14 protein-coding genes are annotated in these 13,154 nt (G+C 59.3%); 9 read left to right on the top strand and 5 right to left on the bottom strand.

Going from position 1 to position 13,154, the window contains the following annotated elements; translation table 11 throughout:
• Window position 1: 1 nt before the first annotated feature.
• Window positions 2-652: a DUF1826 domain-containing protein gene (locus tag D882_RS0127825; RefSeq protein ID WP_027926260.1), complete on the bottom strand. Its 651-nt coding sequence runs from the start codon at window positions 650-652 to the stop codon at window positions 2-4.
• Window positions 652-1,860, bottom strand: a complete 1,209-nt coding sequence (gene zigA, locus D882_RS0127820) for a zinc metallochaperone GTPase ZigA (RefSeq protein ID WP_027926259.1) — start codon at window positions 1,858-1,860, stop codon at window positions 652-654. Before zigA ends, D882_RS0127825 begins: the two co-directional genes overlap by 1 nt.
• A gap of 143 nt (window positions 1,861-2,003) precedes the next feature.
• Between zigA and D882_RS0127815 the strand changes: the two genes are divergently transcribed.
• Window positions 2,004-2,381 carry a hypothetical protein gene (locus tag D882_RS0127815; protein ID WP_027926258.1) on the top strand — a complete coding sequence of 126 codons (378 nt, stop codon included), beginning with the start codon at window positions 2,004-2,006 and terminating at the stop codon, window positions 2,379-2,381.
• Here the strand turns inward: D882_RS0127815 and D882_RS0127810 are convergent.
• Window positions 2,378-3,574 (bottom strand): N-acetylmuramoyl-L-alanine amidase, encoded by a 1,197-nt coding sequence (locus D882_RS0127810; protein WP_027926257.1) that lies wholly within the window; start codon window positions 3,572-3,574, stop codon window positions 2,378-2,380. The genes D882_RS0127815 and D882_RS0127810 overlap by 4 nt on opposite strands.
• 85 nt (window positions 3,575-3,659) lie before the next feature.
• Between D882_RS0127810 and folE2 the strand changes: the two genes are divergently transcribed.
• From folE2 to D882_RS0127775, 7 genes are read left to right on the top strand one after another with little or no spacing between them, the layout of a single operon-like run.
• Window positions 3,660-4,556: a GTP cyclohydrolase FolE2 gene (gene folE2 / locus D882_RS0127805; RefSeq protein WP_027926256.1), complete on the top strand. Its 897-nt coding sequence runs from the start codon at window positions 3,660-3,662 to the stop codon at window positions 4,554-4,556.
• Window positions 4,553-5,221 carry a metal ABC transporter ATP-binding protein gene (locus D882_RS0127800; protein ID WP_027926255.1) on the top strand — a complete coding sequence of 223 codons (669 nt, stop codon included), beginning with the start codon at window positions 4,553-4,555 and terminating at the stop codon, window positions 5,219-5,221. The genes folE2 and D882_RS0127800 overlap by 4 nt, the downstream gene beginning before the upstream one ends.
• Entirely contained in the window at window positions 5,221-6,087 is an 867-nt protein-coding gene (locus D882_RS0127795) for a metal ABC transporter permease (RefSeq protein ID WP_027926254.1), read from the top strand. The genes D882_RS0127800 and D882_RS0127795 overlap by 1 nt, the downstream gene beginning before the upstream one ends.
• A gap of 11 nt (window positions 6,088-6,098) precedes the next feature.
• Window positions 6,099-6,974, top strand: coding sequence for a metal ABC transporter substrate-binding protein (locus D882_RS0127790; protein WP_027926253.1), 876 nt, complete (start codon window positions 6,099-6,101; stop codon window positions 6,972-6,974).
• Window positions 6,971-7,531 carry a DapH/DapD/GlmU-related protein gene (locus D882_RS0127785; RefSeq protein ID WP_027926252.1) on the top strand — a complete coding sequence of 187 codons (561 nt, stop codon included), beginning with the start codon at window positions 6,971-6,973 and terminating at the stop codon, window positions 7,529-7,531. The genes D882_RS0127790 and D882_RS0127785 overlap by 4 nt, the downstream gene beginning before the upstream one ends.
• Before the next feature lie 2 nt (window positions 7,532-7,533).
• Window positions 7,534-8,871, top strand: a complete 1,338-nt coding sequence (locus D882_RS0127780; RefSeq protein WP_027926251.1) for a dihydroorotase — start codon at window positions 7,534-7,536, stop codon at window positions 8,869-8,871.
• A 32-nt stretch (window positions 8,872-8,903) separates the two neighbouring features.
• Window positions 8,904-9,800 (top strand): His/Gly/Thr/Pro-type tRNA ligase C-terminal domain-containing protein, encoded by an 897-nt coding sequence (locus D882_RS0127775; RefSeq protein ID WP_027926250.1) that lies wholly within the window; start codon window positions 8,904-8,906, stop codon window positions 9,798-9,800.
• Between the two features lie 24 nt (window positions 9,801-9,824).
• Here the strand turns inward: D882_RS0127775 and D882_RS0127770 are convergent, their stop codons facing one another.
• The gene (locus D882_RS0127770) at window positions 9,825-10,346 is read right to left on the bottom strand and encodes a DUF3617 domain-containing protein (RefSeq protein ID WP_027926249.1); all 522 of its coding nucleotides are present in this window, start codon (window positions 10,344-10,346) and stop codon (window positions 9,825-9,827) included.
• A 131-nt stretch (window positions 10,347-10,477) separates the two neighbouring features.
• Between D882_RS0127770 and cls the strand changes: the two genes are divergently transcribed.
• The gene (gene cls / locus D882_RS0127765) at window positions 10,478-11,917 is read left to right on the top strand and encodes a cardiolipin synthase (protein WP_027926248.1); all 1,440 of its coding nucleotides are present in this window, start codon (window positions 10,478-10,480) and stop codon (window positions 11,915-11,917) included.
• Here cls and cfaB read toward each other — a convergent pair.
• The gene (gene cfaB, locus D882_RS0127760; RefSeq protein WP_027926247.1) at window positions 11,914-13,101 is read right to left on the bottom strand and encodes a C17 cyclopropane fatty acid synthase CfaB; all 1,188 of its coding nucleotides are present in this window, start codon (window positions 13,099-13,101) and stop codon (window positions 11,914-11,916) included. The genes cls and cfaB overlap by 4 nt on opposite strands.
• Window positions 13,102-13,154: the final 53 nt, after the last annotated feature.

The following is a 13,154-nucleotide window of genomic DNA, read 5'->3' as shown; positions in this document are numbered from 1 at the left end:
GTTAGCCGAGCCAATCTAGGGTCAGGATCAATCGACGCTCAGCCGAAGCGAGTTGCGGCGAGCGGTGAATCAGGCCGAAACCCTCGTTGCCGTGCCACTTCTCGCCCTTGAACAGCGCCACGTCCCCGCAGGCGACCTGCTCGATCAGCGAATCCTCTACAGGCTCAGCCTCAGGCTTACCCAATTGGCGACGATCCATCACGCCCTCTCGCAGCCACTGACTGCCGATACCGGAGTACGTAGTGATCAACCGCACCGGCACATGATCGACGTGGAAACGCGGGCACATGGCCTTGTCCAGCGCCCGCAAACGCAGGCCGATGCGCTGGGCGCCTAACAAACAGGCAAACGCGCTGACCAGCCACGACACGTCGGCAATGAAGTCCTCATACCCGTGCAGATCGCTGAACCCAGCCGCCAACCCGTGTAGATTGGGTTCGGCGTCATCGCTGGGCAGCTCCACAACCAGCGACTCGGCTAACGGTACGTTGAGGGACAGCAACAACTGGCCGAAATCGTTGATATGCACCGGAAGCTGGCGCTGCCAAACGGCGAGGTTTACCTCGTCATCGAGGATTCTCGCGAGCGTTTGCGGCGTTTCGCCCTGGACAGGATGAACGACCGAACGCCGCTTCAAACTCGGCGCCAACATCAGGCGGCGACCTCTTCGTGCCAGGGGCCAAACGGATCTGGCAGCAATCGCCAACCGTCGACACCCAAGGCCATTTCGGCCTCAGTCAGCAGACAATCATCGAGTTCGGCGGTGAGTTGTGCGAAGTCGATGTTCTGGCCGATGAACACCAATTCCTGGCGGCAATCGCCGGTGGCGGCGGTCCAGTTCTCCATGATCCCGGCGGTACTTTCTTCATCCTGCGGCCACTGGGTTTTCGGCACAAATCGCCACCAGCGCCCCGCAAAACCATGACGCATCAAGCCCCCCGCCTGGGACCAGCTGCCCGCGTCCATGGGCTTACTCGCCAACCAGAAAAACCCTTTGGAGCGCAGCAGTTTTCCGTTCACCCAAGGGCGGTCGATGAAGCTGAAAAAGCGTTGCGGATGAAAGGGGCGGCGGGCCCGGTAAGCAGTCGAGGCGATGCCATATTCCTCGGTTTCCGGCACATGCTCGCCACGCAATTCCTGCAACCAGCCCGGCGCCTGAGCGGCTTTTTCAAAGTCGAAGCGACCGGTATTGAGGATTTTTTCCAGGGGCACTTCGCCCATGACCATGGGAATGATGTCTGCCTGCGCGTTGAGGCGTTGAAGAATCGCAATCAGCTCCTCGCGCTCGCGGCGGCTGATCAAGTCGATCTTGCTGATCAGGATGACATCGGCAAATTCGATCTGCTCGATCAACAGATCAGTGATCGAACGCTCGTCCTCCTCACCCAACGTTTCGCCACGGGACGCAAGGCTTTCGGCGGCCTGATAGTCGAGCAGGAAGTTCATGCCATCCACCACGGTGACCATAGTGTCGAGCCGCGCGATGTCGGCCAGGCTTTGCCCTTCTTCATCACGGAAGGTAAAGGTTTCCGCCACGGGCAGCGGTTCGGAAATGCCGGTGGATTCGATCAACAGGTAGTCGAAACGCCCGTCCCTGGCGAGTTTGCTGACTTCTTCGAGCAGGTCTTCGCGCAAGGTGCAGCAAATGCAGCCGTTGCTCATTTCGATGAGTTTCTCTTCGGCGCGGTTCAGGCTGACATCACGCTGGACCTCGCTGCCATCGATGTTGATCTCGCTCATATCGTTGACGATGACCGCGACCCGCAAGTTGTCGCGATTGCGCAGGACGTAGTTGAGCAGCGTACTTTTTCCGGCACCGAGAAAGCCCGAGAGGACGGTCACGGGTAGACGATTGGGCATCAGATATTCCTCACAAGGATGCCCGGTCGCAGAGTCGGGCTTTTTTAAATGTTATAGTATAACAACACAATCAAGCCACTCTCTTCTTGCCCATGGCACCAAAGCGACCGATGCTAAAGGCCGTCCAGTCCCCGAGAAATCCCATGCGTATTGCCCTGAAACTGGCGCTGATGAGTGTTTCGCTGCTGATGGCCACACAGGCCTGGGCGCAGATTCCGAGCCTGGCCCAATGCACCCGTAGCGCCAATCTGCTGGCCTGCGTGGATGTCGACGGCAACGCCTACAGCGTCAACACCGTCGGCAGCACGATCTATCTGCGCGGCTTCGAAATGGCGGGCAAGCGCTACTGGGCACAGACCAACAGCCGCTACGGGCAACTGACCTTTTTCACCGGCATCGCTTCCGACGGCGAGGCCTGGGTTGGCTACAACCGTCGGGTGGGCTGGACCACCATCAATCGCTTCTCCAGTTCGGGTGGCAGCAGCGCCAAGTTCACCTGCAGCCGGATTACCGGCTGCTAGACCTGCGTTTTTTTCTGCGCTTGTTGCCAGGCGATGTAGCTGTTGGCGGGCGGATTTTTCTGGAAATAGCGCTGCAACCCTTCGAATAAACCGTCCGCCACGGCCTGTTGATGACGTGCGGTGACCAGTCGCTGACTGTCGCGAGCGTTGGAAATGAAGCCGGTCTCCACCAGGATCGACGGCACGTCCGGCGACTTCAACACCGCAAATCCTGCTTGTTCCACGCGCTTTTGATGCAGCGTGGTGATCCCCGCCAGGCTGCCCAGGACCGTACTGCCCAACTGCAAACTGGCGGCCAGGGTGGCGTTCATCGACATGTCGAGAATGACCCCGGCGAGCATCGGGTCTTTGTCCTTGAGATTGAGCAAACGAGTGGCGCCCAGCAAATCCGCGCCGTTCTCACGTTGTGCCATGAAGCGCGCCGTGGCCGAGGTCGCCCCGCCTTCAGACAAGCAATACACCGAAGCACCGGAAGCCGTAAGACGCGGGGCTGCGTCCGCATGCACCGAGATGAACATGTCGGCGTTGTGCTTGCGCGCTATCTCTACCCGTTTGCGCAGCGGAACAAAAAAGTCGTCGTTGCGCACCAGCTTCACGTCAAAGCCCTTTTCGCGTTTTAGACGCTTGGCCAGCAGCTGAGCGATGGACAACACCACGTCTTTCTCTCGCTCCCCCTTGGCGCCGACCGCGCCAGGGTCTTTCCCGCCATGACCAGGGTCGACCACCACGATGATGTCGCGTTTGGCGTGCGCCGTGTCCTGGATCACCTCTGAGGGCACAGCAACGGGCAATGACGTAGCGGACTTCAGATCGAGCACCAGCCTATGGCCTTGCCCCTCCTGCGGCGGGAGCAAAAAGCTGTTGAGCTGCACCGGGCCGCTGAGGTCGAGGACGATTCGCGTATCCCCCAGACCAAAATGCCCGGAGCGGATCGAGTGGATCACCGTATTGGCGAGGGATAGCTGACTGAAATCGCCACTGAGGTTGGCGCCACTCAGATCAATGATCAGCCGCTCGGGCGAACTGAGTGAAAAGGTTTTGTAGTGCACCGGCCCGCTCAGATCAAACACCAATCGCAGCTTGTCATCCGACCGCCACAACCGTGCGTTGCGAATTTGCGTGGCCGAGACACCAAAGGGCAACGCGAAGGCTGCGCTGGCCAGAATCAGGTTGAGCAAGTGACGTCTGTGCATGAAGAGGACCGCTCGAGAAAAAGGCGTAGTCGAATTTAATGTAATAACATAACATGCCCAATCGATTCCCACGATGGACCTGCTCATGAATGCGCTGACTCTGCCGGATATCGCCGCGCAAGCCTCTCGCCAAGCTCTGCCACTCGACTGGGTGGGCATGTGCGGCATTGCTCTTCCTGTTCTGTTCGATGGCCAACGCCTGAGCGCAACAGCAGATGCGGGCGTGAGCCTCGATGACGGAGAGGCACGCGGTATTCATATGTCGCGGTTGTATCTGGCGCTGGAAATGCTCGAGCAGGAAAACCTGACACCGACCTTGTTGCGACGAATCCTGCAAAGTTTTCTCGACAGCCATGAAGGACTGTCCCGCAACGCTTACTTAAAAATTCACGCTGATTTGCTGCTCAAAAGGCCAGCGTTAATCAGCCCGTTGGCCGGTTGGAAAAGCTACCCGGTGAGCATTGAAGCGCGATTGAAAAACGCGATGTTCCACGTGGAACTAAAAATCGGCGTTGCTTATTCCTCAACTTGCCCGTGTTCAGCGGCACTGTCCCGGCAGTTGATTCAGCAGCAATTCGTCGATGACTTTGCCAACCAGTCGCTGCAACACGCCGATGTATTGGCATGGCTCGGTTCCACAAAAGGCATCGTTGCGACGCCCCATAGCCAACGCAGCACCGCACATTTGAGCGTGCGTCTGGACGATTATCTGGATGACCTGCCACTGATCACCCTCATCAACAACGCCGAAGCCGCTCTCGGTACTGCCGTACAAACCGCGGTCAAGCGCGCCGATGAACAAGCCTTCGCCTTGGCCAATGGTCAGAACCTGATGTTCTGCGAAGACGCTGCGCGACGCCTGAACCTCGCCCTGAAACGCGCACCCGGCATCCACGCCTTTCACGTCCGGGTCGTCCACGCCGAAAGCCTGCACGCCCATGATGCCGTTGCCGAAAGCCGCTGGAATTGGGAGGCTGCATGATCCGTTGCCAGGCATTGCGCTGGGGCGCCCCCGGCCAGCCACTCACACCTCCCGTGGATTTCGAATTGCCCAAGGGAAGCCTGACCGCCGTGATCGGTGCCAACGGGTCGGGGAAAAGCAGCTTGCTGAAAGTCATCGCAGGATTGCAAAAACCACTCACAGGCAAAATCTTCCTCGATGTTCCACGCCAGGGCTCGCTGTCCTTCCTCCCTCAGCAACAACACCTGGACCGGCAATTTCCTATCAGTCTCCAAGAGTTGGTAGCCGCCGGTTTTTGGGGTAGCAAGCAATCGCCCGAACTGCGCAGCCAACGCCTGAAAACAGTGTTGGAAGATTGGTGCCTCAGCGGTCTGGAGCAACGCCCTTTGATGGCCTTGTCCGGAGGAGAACTGCAACGCGCCCTGCTCGCCCGATTGAGCCTTGCGCAAACGCCCTTGTTGTTGCTCGATGAACCGCACGCGGCGCTCGACGAACTCGGTCAATCGCTGCTCTGGAAACATATCCACCAATGGCATGCCGAGGGTCGAACCCTGGTTGTGGTGTGCCATGACCTCGCCGCCGTTCGCCAACACATTCCACACACACTGCTGATCAACAGCAGCGGCTGCCTACTCGGGCCTAGTACCGAACTGATCCGCCAACAACCACAAACGCAGGTGGCCTGATGCTCGCAGCCACTCAGCTTTGGCAGCCCTTCCACGAGTTTGTGTTCATGCGTCGGGCACTTATCGGCGGACTCGTCCTGGCCTGCAGCACGGCTCCGCTGGGGGTATTTCTGATCTTGCGACGTATGAGCCTGATCGGCGATGCCGTCGCTCACGGCATATTGCCCGGCGCCGCGCTCGGCTTCTGGTTCGCGGGATTGAGTTTGCCGGCATTGACGTTTGGTGGCTTGGGCGCAGGCCTGAGCATGGCCGGACTGGCCGCATGGATCACCCGTCGTACCGGCTTGCGAGAAGACGCCAGTCTGGCAGCGATCTACCCGATTTCCCTCGCCAGCGGAGTGCTGATCCTGGGCATTGCCGGCAAGCGCCTGGACCTTTTGCACCTGTTGTTTGGTTCCGCACTGGCGGTCGATGGCCCGACGTTGACCGGCATGTTGTGGGTCTCGGGCTTCAGCCTGATCGCCATGGGCCTGATCTACAAACCGCTGTTGCTGGACACCCTCGACCCGCTCTTTCTGCAAACCGTCAGCCGTCTCGGACCGCTGGCCCACGGTGTGTTCCTGACGCTCGTGGTGCTGAATCTGGTGATCGGTTTCCAGGCTATCGGCGCGCTGATGGTGGTCGGTCTGATGATGTTGCCCGCCGCCGCATCTCGTTTCTGGAGCCGCCGTTTGCCGGTGTTGATTGCCATCGCCGCCGTGCTCGGCTGCCTCTCGGTGTGGCTCGGATTACTGCTGTCGTTCTTCTACTCGCTGCCCAGCGGTCCGGCGATTGTGCTGGTGGCCGGTGGTTTTTATCTGTTGTCCGTGGTGTTGGGGCCGGTGCACGGTTTATTGCGCCGCCCGCCTTTGCTCACATCCCAATGAGGTGTTGCCCGATGCGCGCTCTACTCGTACTGTTCAGTTTGATGCTGTCGATGTCGCTGTCTGCGGCGGAAAAACTTCAGGTGGTCACCAGCTTCAGCATCCTCGCCGACATGACCCATCAGGTCGGCGGCGAGCATATCCAGATCACCAATATGGTCGGTCCGGACGCCGACGCCCACACCTACGAGCCGACGCCGGATGACGCCAAGGCACTGCTCAGGGCCAAGCTGATCATCAAGAATGGATTGGGTTTTGAGCCATGGCTGGACCGTCTGGTGACCAGTACCGAAACCAAGGCGCCGGTGATCAGTGCGAGTCACGGTGTCATTCCGCGCTCGCTGGATGAAGACGGCGAGACCATTCCTGACCCTCATGCCTGGCACAACCTGGCGAACACCGAACTGTACATCGCCAACATCACCAAAGCGTTGATCGCCGCCGACCCGGCGAACACCGCCGACTACCAACGCAACAGTCAGGCCTACCTGAAACAGATCTACGCCCTGCTTGCCGAAGCCAAGGCCAAGCTCGGCTCCCTGCCGCCGGGCAATCGAAAAATCGTCACCTCCCATGACGCCTTCGGCTATCTGGGTCAGGCCTACGGGATCGACTTCATGGCACCGCAAGGACTGTCCACCGAACGTGAACCGTCGGCCGCTGAAGTCGCTGCACTGATCACCCAGATTCGCCAAGCCAAGGTCAAAGCGGTGTTCATGGAAAACATCAAGGACGCCCGCCTGCTGAAACAGATTGCCGATGAAAGCGGCGCGCAGATCGGTGGCACGTTGTACTCCGATGCACTCGCCGCCACCGGGCCGGCCAGCACCTTTGCCGGGCTGTTCGAATACAACCTCAACACCCTCTACCAAGCGTTGAGCAAACCATGATCCGCAAGAACCCTTCAGGGGATTTGCCGCAAATTGCGGAGTCCGCCTACGTAGATAAGACCGCCATCATTTGCGGCAAAGTGCTGATTGGAGAGAACGTCTTCGTCGGTCCTTACGCGGTGATTCGCGCCGACGAAGTAGACGCCAGCGGTGAGATGGAGCCGATCACCATCGGCGCCAACTCGAACATCCAGGACGGTGTGGTCATTCATTCCAAGTCCGGCGCCGCCGTCACCATCGGCGAGTTCAGTTCGATCGCCCATCGCTCCATTGTGCATGGCCCCTGCACCGTGGGTGACCGGGTGTTCATCGGCTTCAACAGTGTGCTGTTCAATTGCGCGGTCGGTGATGGTTGCGTCGTGCGGCATAACTCGGTGGTCGACGGTCGCGACTTGCCCGATGACTTCTACGTCCCCTCCACCACCCGCATCGGACCGAACACCGACCTGTCGCAGTTCCCCCCTGTCAGCGTCAGCGCCTCGGAGTTTTCCGAAGACGTGGCGCGCACCAACGTCGACCTGGTGCGCGGTTACAAAGCGCTGCAAAACGAGTTCTGACCATGACCAGTGTGCTGATTCGCAATGCCCGGCTGGTGAACGAAGGCCGTGAGTTCGAGGGAGATCTGCTGGTCAGCAATGGTCGAATCGTGAAGATCGCCAGCAGCATCCAGGGTGAAAATGCCGACGTGGAAATCGATGCCGACGGTCAATGGCTGCTACCCGGAATGATCGACGACCAAGTGCACTTTCGCGATCCCGGCGCACCGCACAAGGGCAGTTTCTACACGGAATCGAGGGCCGCGGTGGCTGGGGGAATCACCAGTTTCATGGACATGCCCAACACCCGTCCGGCGACTCTGACCCTCGCAGACCTGGCTGACAAGCAGCGGCGCGCGGCGATCAGTTCAGTGGCCAATTACGGTTTCCATTTCGGCGTCAGCAATGACAACCTCGACACCATCGCAGCGCTCAACCCTTGCGAAGTGGCCGGCGTCAAAGTGTTCATGGGCGCCTCCACGGGCAACATGCTGGTCGATGATCCTCGGATTCTGGAGCGGTTATTCGCCCAAGTGCCGACGATTCTGTTGGCCCATTGCGAGCACACGCCCAGCATCGAGGCCAACGACGCAAACCTTCGAGACCTGTTCGGCGAACACATTCCGGCGGCCGCCCATCCATTGATCCGCAACGCCGAGGCGTGCTTTCGCTCGTCCTCGATGGCCGTGGACCTGGCCAAGCGGCATGGCTCGCGATTGCATGTGTTGCACCTGACCACCGCCCGCGAACTGGCGCTGTTTGAAGACAAGCCGCTGGCCCACAAACGCATTACCGCCGAAGTGTGCCTGCACCACTTGCTGTTCGATGATCGGGACTACTCCAGCCTCGGTAATCTGATCAAGTGCAACCCGGCCATCAAGTCTCAAGCCGACCGCGATGCATTGCGCCAGGCACTGCACAGCCATCGACTCGATGTGATCGGCAGCGACCACGCGCCGCACACGTGGGCGGAGAAACAACAGCCTTATCATCAGGCTCCTTCCGGCCTGCCGCTGGTGCAACACGCCCTGCCCGCGTTGCTGGAATTAATGGCTGACAAAGTCCTGCCGATAACCACCCTCGTGGCCAAGACCAGTCACCGCGTAGCCGATTTGTTCGCCATCCCCGACCGCGGTTATCTGCGCGAGGGCTATTGGGCCGACCTCGTTCTGATCAAATCCGAACCCGATGGCGTTGCCGTTTCCCAGCAGCCCATCCTGTCTCAATGCGGCTGGACGCCTTTCGCCCGGCAGCGTTTTCGTCACAGTGTCAGCACCACGCTGGTGTCCGGGCAAATTGCCTGGCACGACAAACGTCTTAATGACAACTGTCAGGGATTACCATTACGGTTTATGCGCTAGCGCGTAATACAGAAGCACTCGAGAGCATCACCATGATTCAGATCCGCCTGCCCGATGGTTCATTGCGTGAATACGATCAGCCATTGTCCGTGTACGAACTCGCCGCGAGCATCAGCCCCGCGCTGGCCAAAGCGGCGGTGGCCGGTCGGGTGGACGGCGTGTTGGTGGACTGCGAATACGTGATCAGAGGCGATGCTCGGGTCAACATCGTCACGCCTCAAGAACCCGATGGCCTGGAGATTCTTCGACGCTCTTGTGCATTGATACTGGCGATGGCGGTCAAGCAACTTCATCCCCATGTTCAGCTGCAGGCCGGGTCGGCGCTGGGGGATGGTTTCTTCTGCGGGTTTACCCTCAATCAATCGTTAACCCGCGACGACCTGCCGCTGATCGAAGCCCGCATGCAGCTGCTGGCCGCGACCAACCACTCAATCCGCCGCCGAGCCTCGAAGGCAGAAGATCGACGGTCGCTATACCGCCTGGGAGACTTCGAGCATTTAACGGCAGGCCCACAGGTTCCAGCCACGAAGGTGTTGCAGGCGTTTTCCCTCGACTACATCAGCGGTACGTCTGAACAACGGGTCTACGGCACGTGTTGGTCTTGCCAACAGGAACTGGACAGCTGGCGAGCACCGCCCCTGGTCATGATTGTCAGCATGGCGGAGCGCCAGGCGAGTTATGTCCAGTCGGTGACCGAGGCATTGCGCCGAAGCGGTGTGCACGTCCATGTGGATCTGCGCCATGAAAAGGTCCGCCACAAGATTCGTGAGCACGGTCAAAAAGTGCCGTACCTGATGGTCGTGGGCGAGAAGGAACAGGAAGGAGAGTTCGTCAGTTTGCGCAGCGGTGCGGGCGAGGATTTCGGCAGGATGGGTATTGAGGCAGCGTGTCAGTGGCTGAATCAAGCCCGCTCCCGCACAAGCGTGTAGGGAGCGGGCGTAACGACGAAGGTCTTAAGCGCGGGGCTTGACCGTTCCGCAATCCTGTCCCAGCCACACGGCACGACTTTCCAGGCTGCCCTTTTGATTAATGCCGGTAGCGTTGAAAGTGCCGTTGACCTTGGTGGTAAACTCACGGTCGCTGAGGAAAGTAGCCACACCGGCGCCTTGCGCTTTCGGACAGCTGAAACGGAATTTCCACTGGTTACCAGAGCGATCAGTGATTTCCTGCTTGCAGCCCGATTGCGGGTCGGTCAGTGGAATATTGTCGGTCTTCACCTGCTCCGGTGTCAGGCACGCCCGAATCCCTTTGCCGCCCATGGTGATGCCCTGTTTCTCCAATTGTGCGCGCTGTTCCGGGGTCATCTGGCTCTGTAACTGCCCGAGGATCAGTTGCAAGTCCGGCAGGTTCTGGTCATCGACCTTCATGTTGCTGGTGGTCAATTCCCATAACCCCGGTTGCAGCATCTGTGCCTGAGCCGCCACCGGAAGTGACAAACCAACAGCCATGGCCAAACCCAGCAGACGAACGTTCATCGAGTAACTCCTGATCAGTTGTGGCCGTTAGACGCCGGGCATCGGCTTCGGTTCATGGGCCAATTAAATAGCGACATTCTGCACGGAACATGGTCTGTTAAGCACTGAATCTTCAGGAGCAAGGCTGCCCCATGGATTACTTTGGACCGCACATTTTCGGCTACACCATTGCACTGCTTCACACGCTGGGCCTGATTGCTGCCATTCACGCCGTGCTCACCGTCCGCACCGCCCAGGGATCGATTGCCTGGGCGCTTTCGTTGGTGTTTATTCCTTATCTCACGCTCATCCCCTATCTGGTCTTCGGCCGCAGTACCTTTGATGGCTACATCAAGGCGCGGCGCCAGGCCAACGAAGAGATGCGCAAAGCCATCTCCGAGCTCAACTGGCGCCCCTGGGTCGAGGAGGCGCTGACCGCTCGTGCTTCCAACGCCTACGCGTCGTTGCGGGCGATGCCGAAACTGGGCCGCATGCCGTGCCTGGCGAACAACGAAGTGCATTTGTTGATCAATGGCCAAGCCACCTTTGATTCGATTTTCGAGGCTATCAGCCAGGCGAAAGAAGCCGTGCTGATTCAGTTTTTTATCATCCACGATGATCGTCTCGGCCAACGCCTGCAAACCCTGCTGCTGGAAAAAGCGGCCGAAGGCGTCGCAATTTACTTGCTGTACGACCGCATTGGCAGCCACTCCCTGCCCCACAGCTACGTGCAACCGTTGCGCGATGCCGGCGTCGAAGTCAAAGCGTTCGCCACTCGCAGTGGCTGGCTCAATCGCTTCCAGGTGAATTTCCGCAACCATCGCAAGATCGTGGTGGTCGATGGTGTCCTGGGATTCGTGGGTGGGCATAACGTTGGCGACGAATACATGGGCGAGAAACCACCGCTCGCGCCTTGGCGAGATACCCATGTTCGAGTCCGCGGTCCGGTGGTGGCCTGCATGCAGGAGTCTTTTGCCGAAGACTGGTTCTGGGCTGCACGGTCGTTGCCGCCGCTGATCCTGCCGGATGTGTATCCGGACGACGGCGTGCTTTGCCAATTGCTGGCGAGCGGCCCGGCGGATTCCTACGAAACCTGTTCATTGTTCTTCGTCGAAGCCATCCATGCCGCGACCGAGCGGGTGTGGATCACCAGCCCCTACTTCATCCCCGACGAAGCGGTGTTTGCCGCACTCAGGCTGGCAGTGCTGCGCGGTGTCGATGTGCGTCTATTGCTGCCCTCGCGTCCGGACCACCGTATCGTCTATGCCGCCTCCAGCCTCTATGCCTTCGAGGCCGTTCGCGCGGGGGTGCGGGTGTTCCGCTACGAGCCCGGTTTCCTGCATCAGAAAGTGGTATTGATCGACAATGAAATCAGCGCCATCGGCAGTGCCAACCTGGACAACCGCTCGTTCCGGCTTAACTTCGAAGTGATGTTGTTGACGGTCGACAGCGCGTTTGCCGCCGAGGTGGAGCAGATGCTCAACGAAGACTTCAATCAGGCCCATGAAATCGCCAAGGAAGAAAGCCGGGAGACCCACCGCCTGCAACAGATCGGCATGCGGGTCGCCCGGCTTATTTCACCGATTCTCTAAGGGTTGTAGATGTCGTCGCGGGTCCATGGCAATTCATGGCTGCCATCGGGGTGGGCTTTGACCGCGAGGATCTGGTGCAGGTTGATCCAGCCCCGGGCAAACGCATAAGCGCATCCCGCCAGGTACAGCCGCCAGATCCGTAGGGCCTGCTCCGGCACTTGCCTGGACGCCGCTTCCAGATTGTCTTCCAGGCGTTCACTCCAGTGGTCCAGGGTACGCGCGTAGTGCAGGCGCAAGCTCTCGACGTCGACGATCTCCAAACCTGCTTCACTGATTTCGGCCGAGATCATCGACAGGTGCGGCAGCTCGCCGTTGGGGAACACGTATTTCTCAATGAAGTCGCCGGCACCGCGTCCCACCGGACGGCCGTCGGTGTGTTTGGCGGTGATCCCGTGGTTCATCACCAGGCCGCCTTCTTTCACCGCGCCGAACAAGGTTTTGCAGTACTCAGCCAGATTCGCGTGGCCGACGTGTTCGAACATGCCGACACTGACCACTTTGTCGAAGCGCCCATCTTGAGGCAGGTCGCGGTAGTCGAGCAGTTGCAGCTCGACCAGATCCTCCAGACCTTCCTCTTTCACGCGTTCACGGGCCAGGGCGAGTTGTTCTTTGCTGAGCGTAATGCCGAATACCCTGGCGCCGAACTCCCGCGCCGCGTACCGCGCCAGTCCGCCCCAACCGCAACCGACGTCCAGCAAATATTCACCCGGCTGCAACCGCAACTTGCGGCACAAATGACGGAATTTGGCTTGTTGCGCCTGCTCCAGGGTTTCACTACCGGTCTCGAAGTACGCACAGGAATACGCCATGTCACTGTCGAGCCACAGCTGGTAAAACGCATTGGACAGGTCGTAGTGATAGGAGATGGCTTTGGCGTCGGTTTCCTTGTCGTGGACGGTACGAACCGGCTGATTGTCGTCGTTTTCGTCCAGCATCGCCTGACTCCACTCATCGCAGACGCGGATAACGTCGCTGATGGAGCCTTCCAGCTCAAGTCTACCCTCGACAAACGCCGCTCCGAGCGCGTCCAGGCTTGGATGGGTGAACTGGGTAACCATTTGTGGGTCCTTGACCACAATCGTGACGCTGGGCGTCGGCCCCAGATTGAATTCATGGCCGTCCCAGAGTCGCAGGCGTAGCGGTAGCTGCAGATTCTGTAAGGCCGGTGGAAGATGCGCGAGCATGGAGTGTTCCCCTGGTTTCAGACGTCTGATGTGAGGGTAGACCATCCTGGAAA

The organism is Pseudomonas sp. URMO17WK12:I12 (assembly GCF_000514395.1).
GTDB classification, from domain to species: domain Bacteria; phylum Pseudomonadota; class Gammaproteobacteria; order Pseudomonadales; family Pseudomonadaceae; genus Aquipseudomonas; species Aquipseudomonas mucoides.
This window is presented reverse-complemented; position numbering and strand designations above follow the sequence as displayed.

Bases quoted from the DNA above. Each gene is read 5' to 3' on its own strand.
- D882_RS0127770 (WP_027926249.1), bottom strand. From the start codon at position 10,346: ATGAACGTTCGTCTGCTGGGTTTGGCCATGGCTGTTGGTTTGTCACTT.
- cfaB (WP_027926247.1), bottom strand. From the start codon at position 13,101: ATGCTCGCGCATCTTCCACCGGCCTTACAGAATCTGCAGCTACCGCTA.
- zigA (WP_027926259.1), bottom strand. From the start codon at position 1,860: ATGCCCAATCGTCTACCCGTGACCGTCCTCTCGGGCTTTCTCGGTGCC.
- D882_RS0127815 (WP_027926258.1), top strand. From the start codon at position 2,004: ATGCGTATTGCCCTGAAACTGGCGCTGATGAGTGTTTCGCTGCTGATG.
- D882_RS0127780 (WP_027926251.1), top strand. From the start codon at position 7,534: ATGACCAGTGTGCTGATTCGCAATGCCCGGCTGGTGAACGAAGGCCGT.
- D882_RS0127775 (WP_027926250.1), top strand. From the start codon at position 8,904: ATGATTCAGATCCGCCTGCCCGATGGTTCATTGCGTGAATACGATCAG.
- D882_RS0127795 (WP_027926254.1), top strand. From the start codon at position 5,221: ATGCTCGCAGCCACTCAGCTTTGGCAGCCCTTCCACGAGTTTGTGTTC.
- D882_RS0127825 (WP_027926260.1), bottom strand. From the start codon at position 652: ATGTTGGCGCCGAGTTTGAAGCGGCGTTCGGTCGTTCATCCTGTCCAG.
- D882_RS0127785 (WP_027926252.1), top strand. From the start codon at position 6,971: ATGATCCGCAAGAACCCTTCAGGGGATTTGCCGCAAATTGCGGAGTCC.
- cls (WP_027926248.1), top strand. From the start codon at position 10,478: ATGGATTACTTTGGACCGCACATTTTCGGCTACACCATTGCACTGCTT.
- D882_RS0127810 (WP_027926257.1), bottom strand. From the start codon at position 3,574: ATGCACAGACGTCACTTGCTCAACCTGATTCTGGCCAGCGCAGCCTTC.
- folE2 (WP_027926256.1), top strand. From the start codon at position 3,660: ATGAATGCGCTGACTCTGCCGGATATCGCCGCGCAAGCCTCTCGCCAA.
- D882_RS0127790 (WP_027926253.1), top strand. From the start codon at position 6,099: ATGCGCGCTCTACTCGTACTGTTCAGTTTGATGCTGTCGATGTCGCTG.
- D882_RS0127800 (WP_027926255.1), top strand. From the start codon at position 4,553: ATGATCCGTTGCCAGGCATTGCGCTGGGGCGCCCCCGGCCAGCCACTC.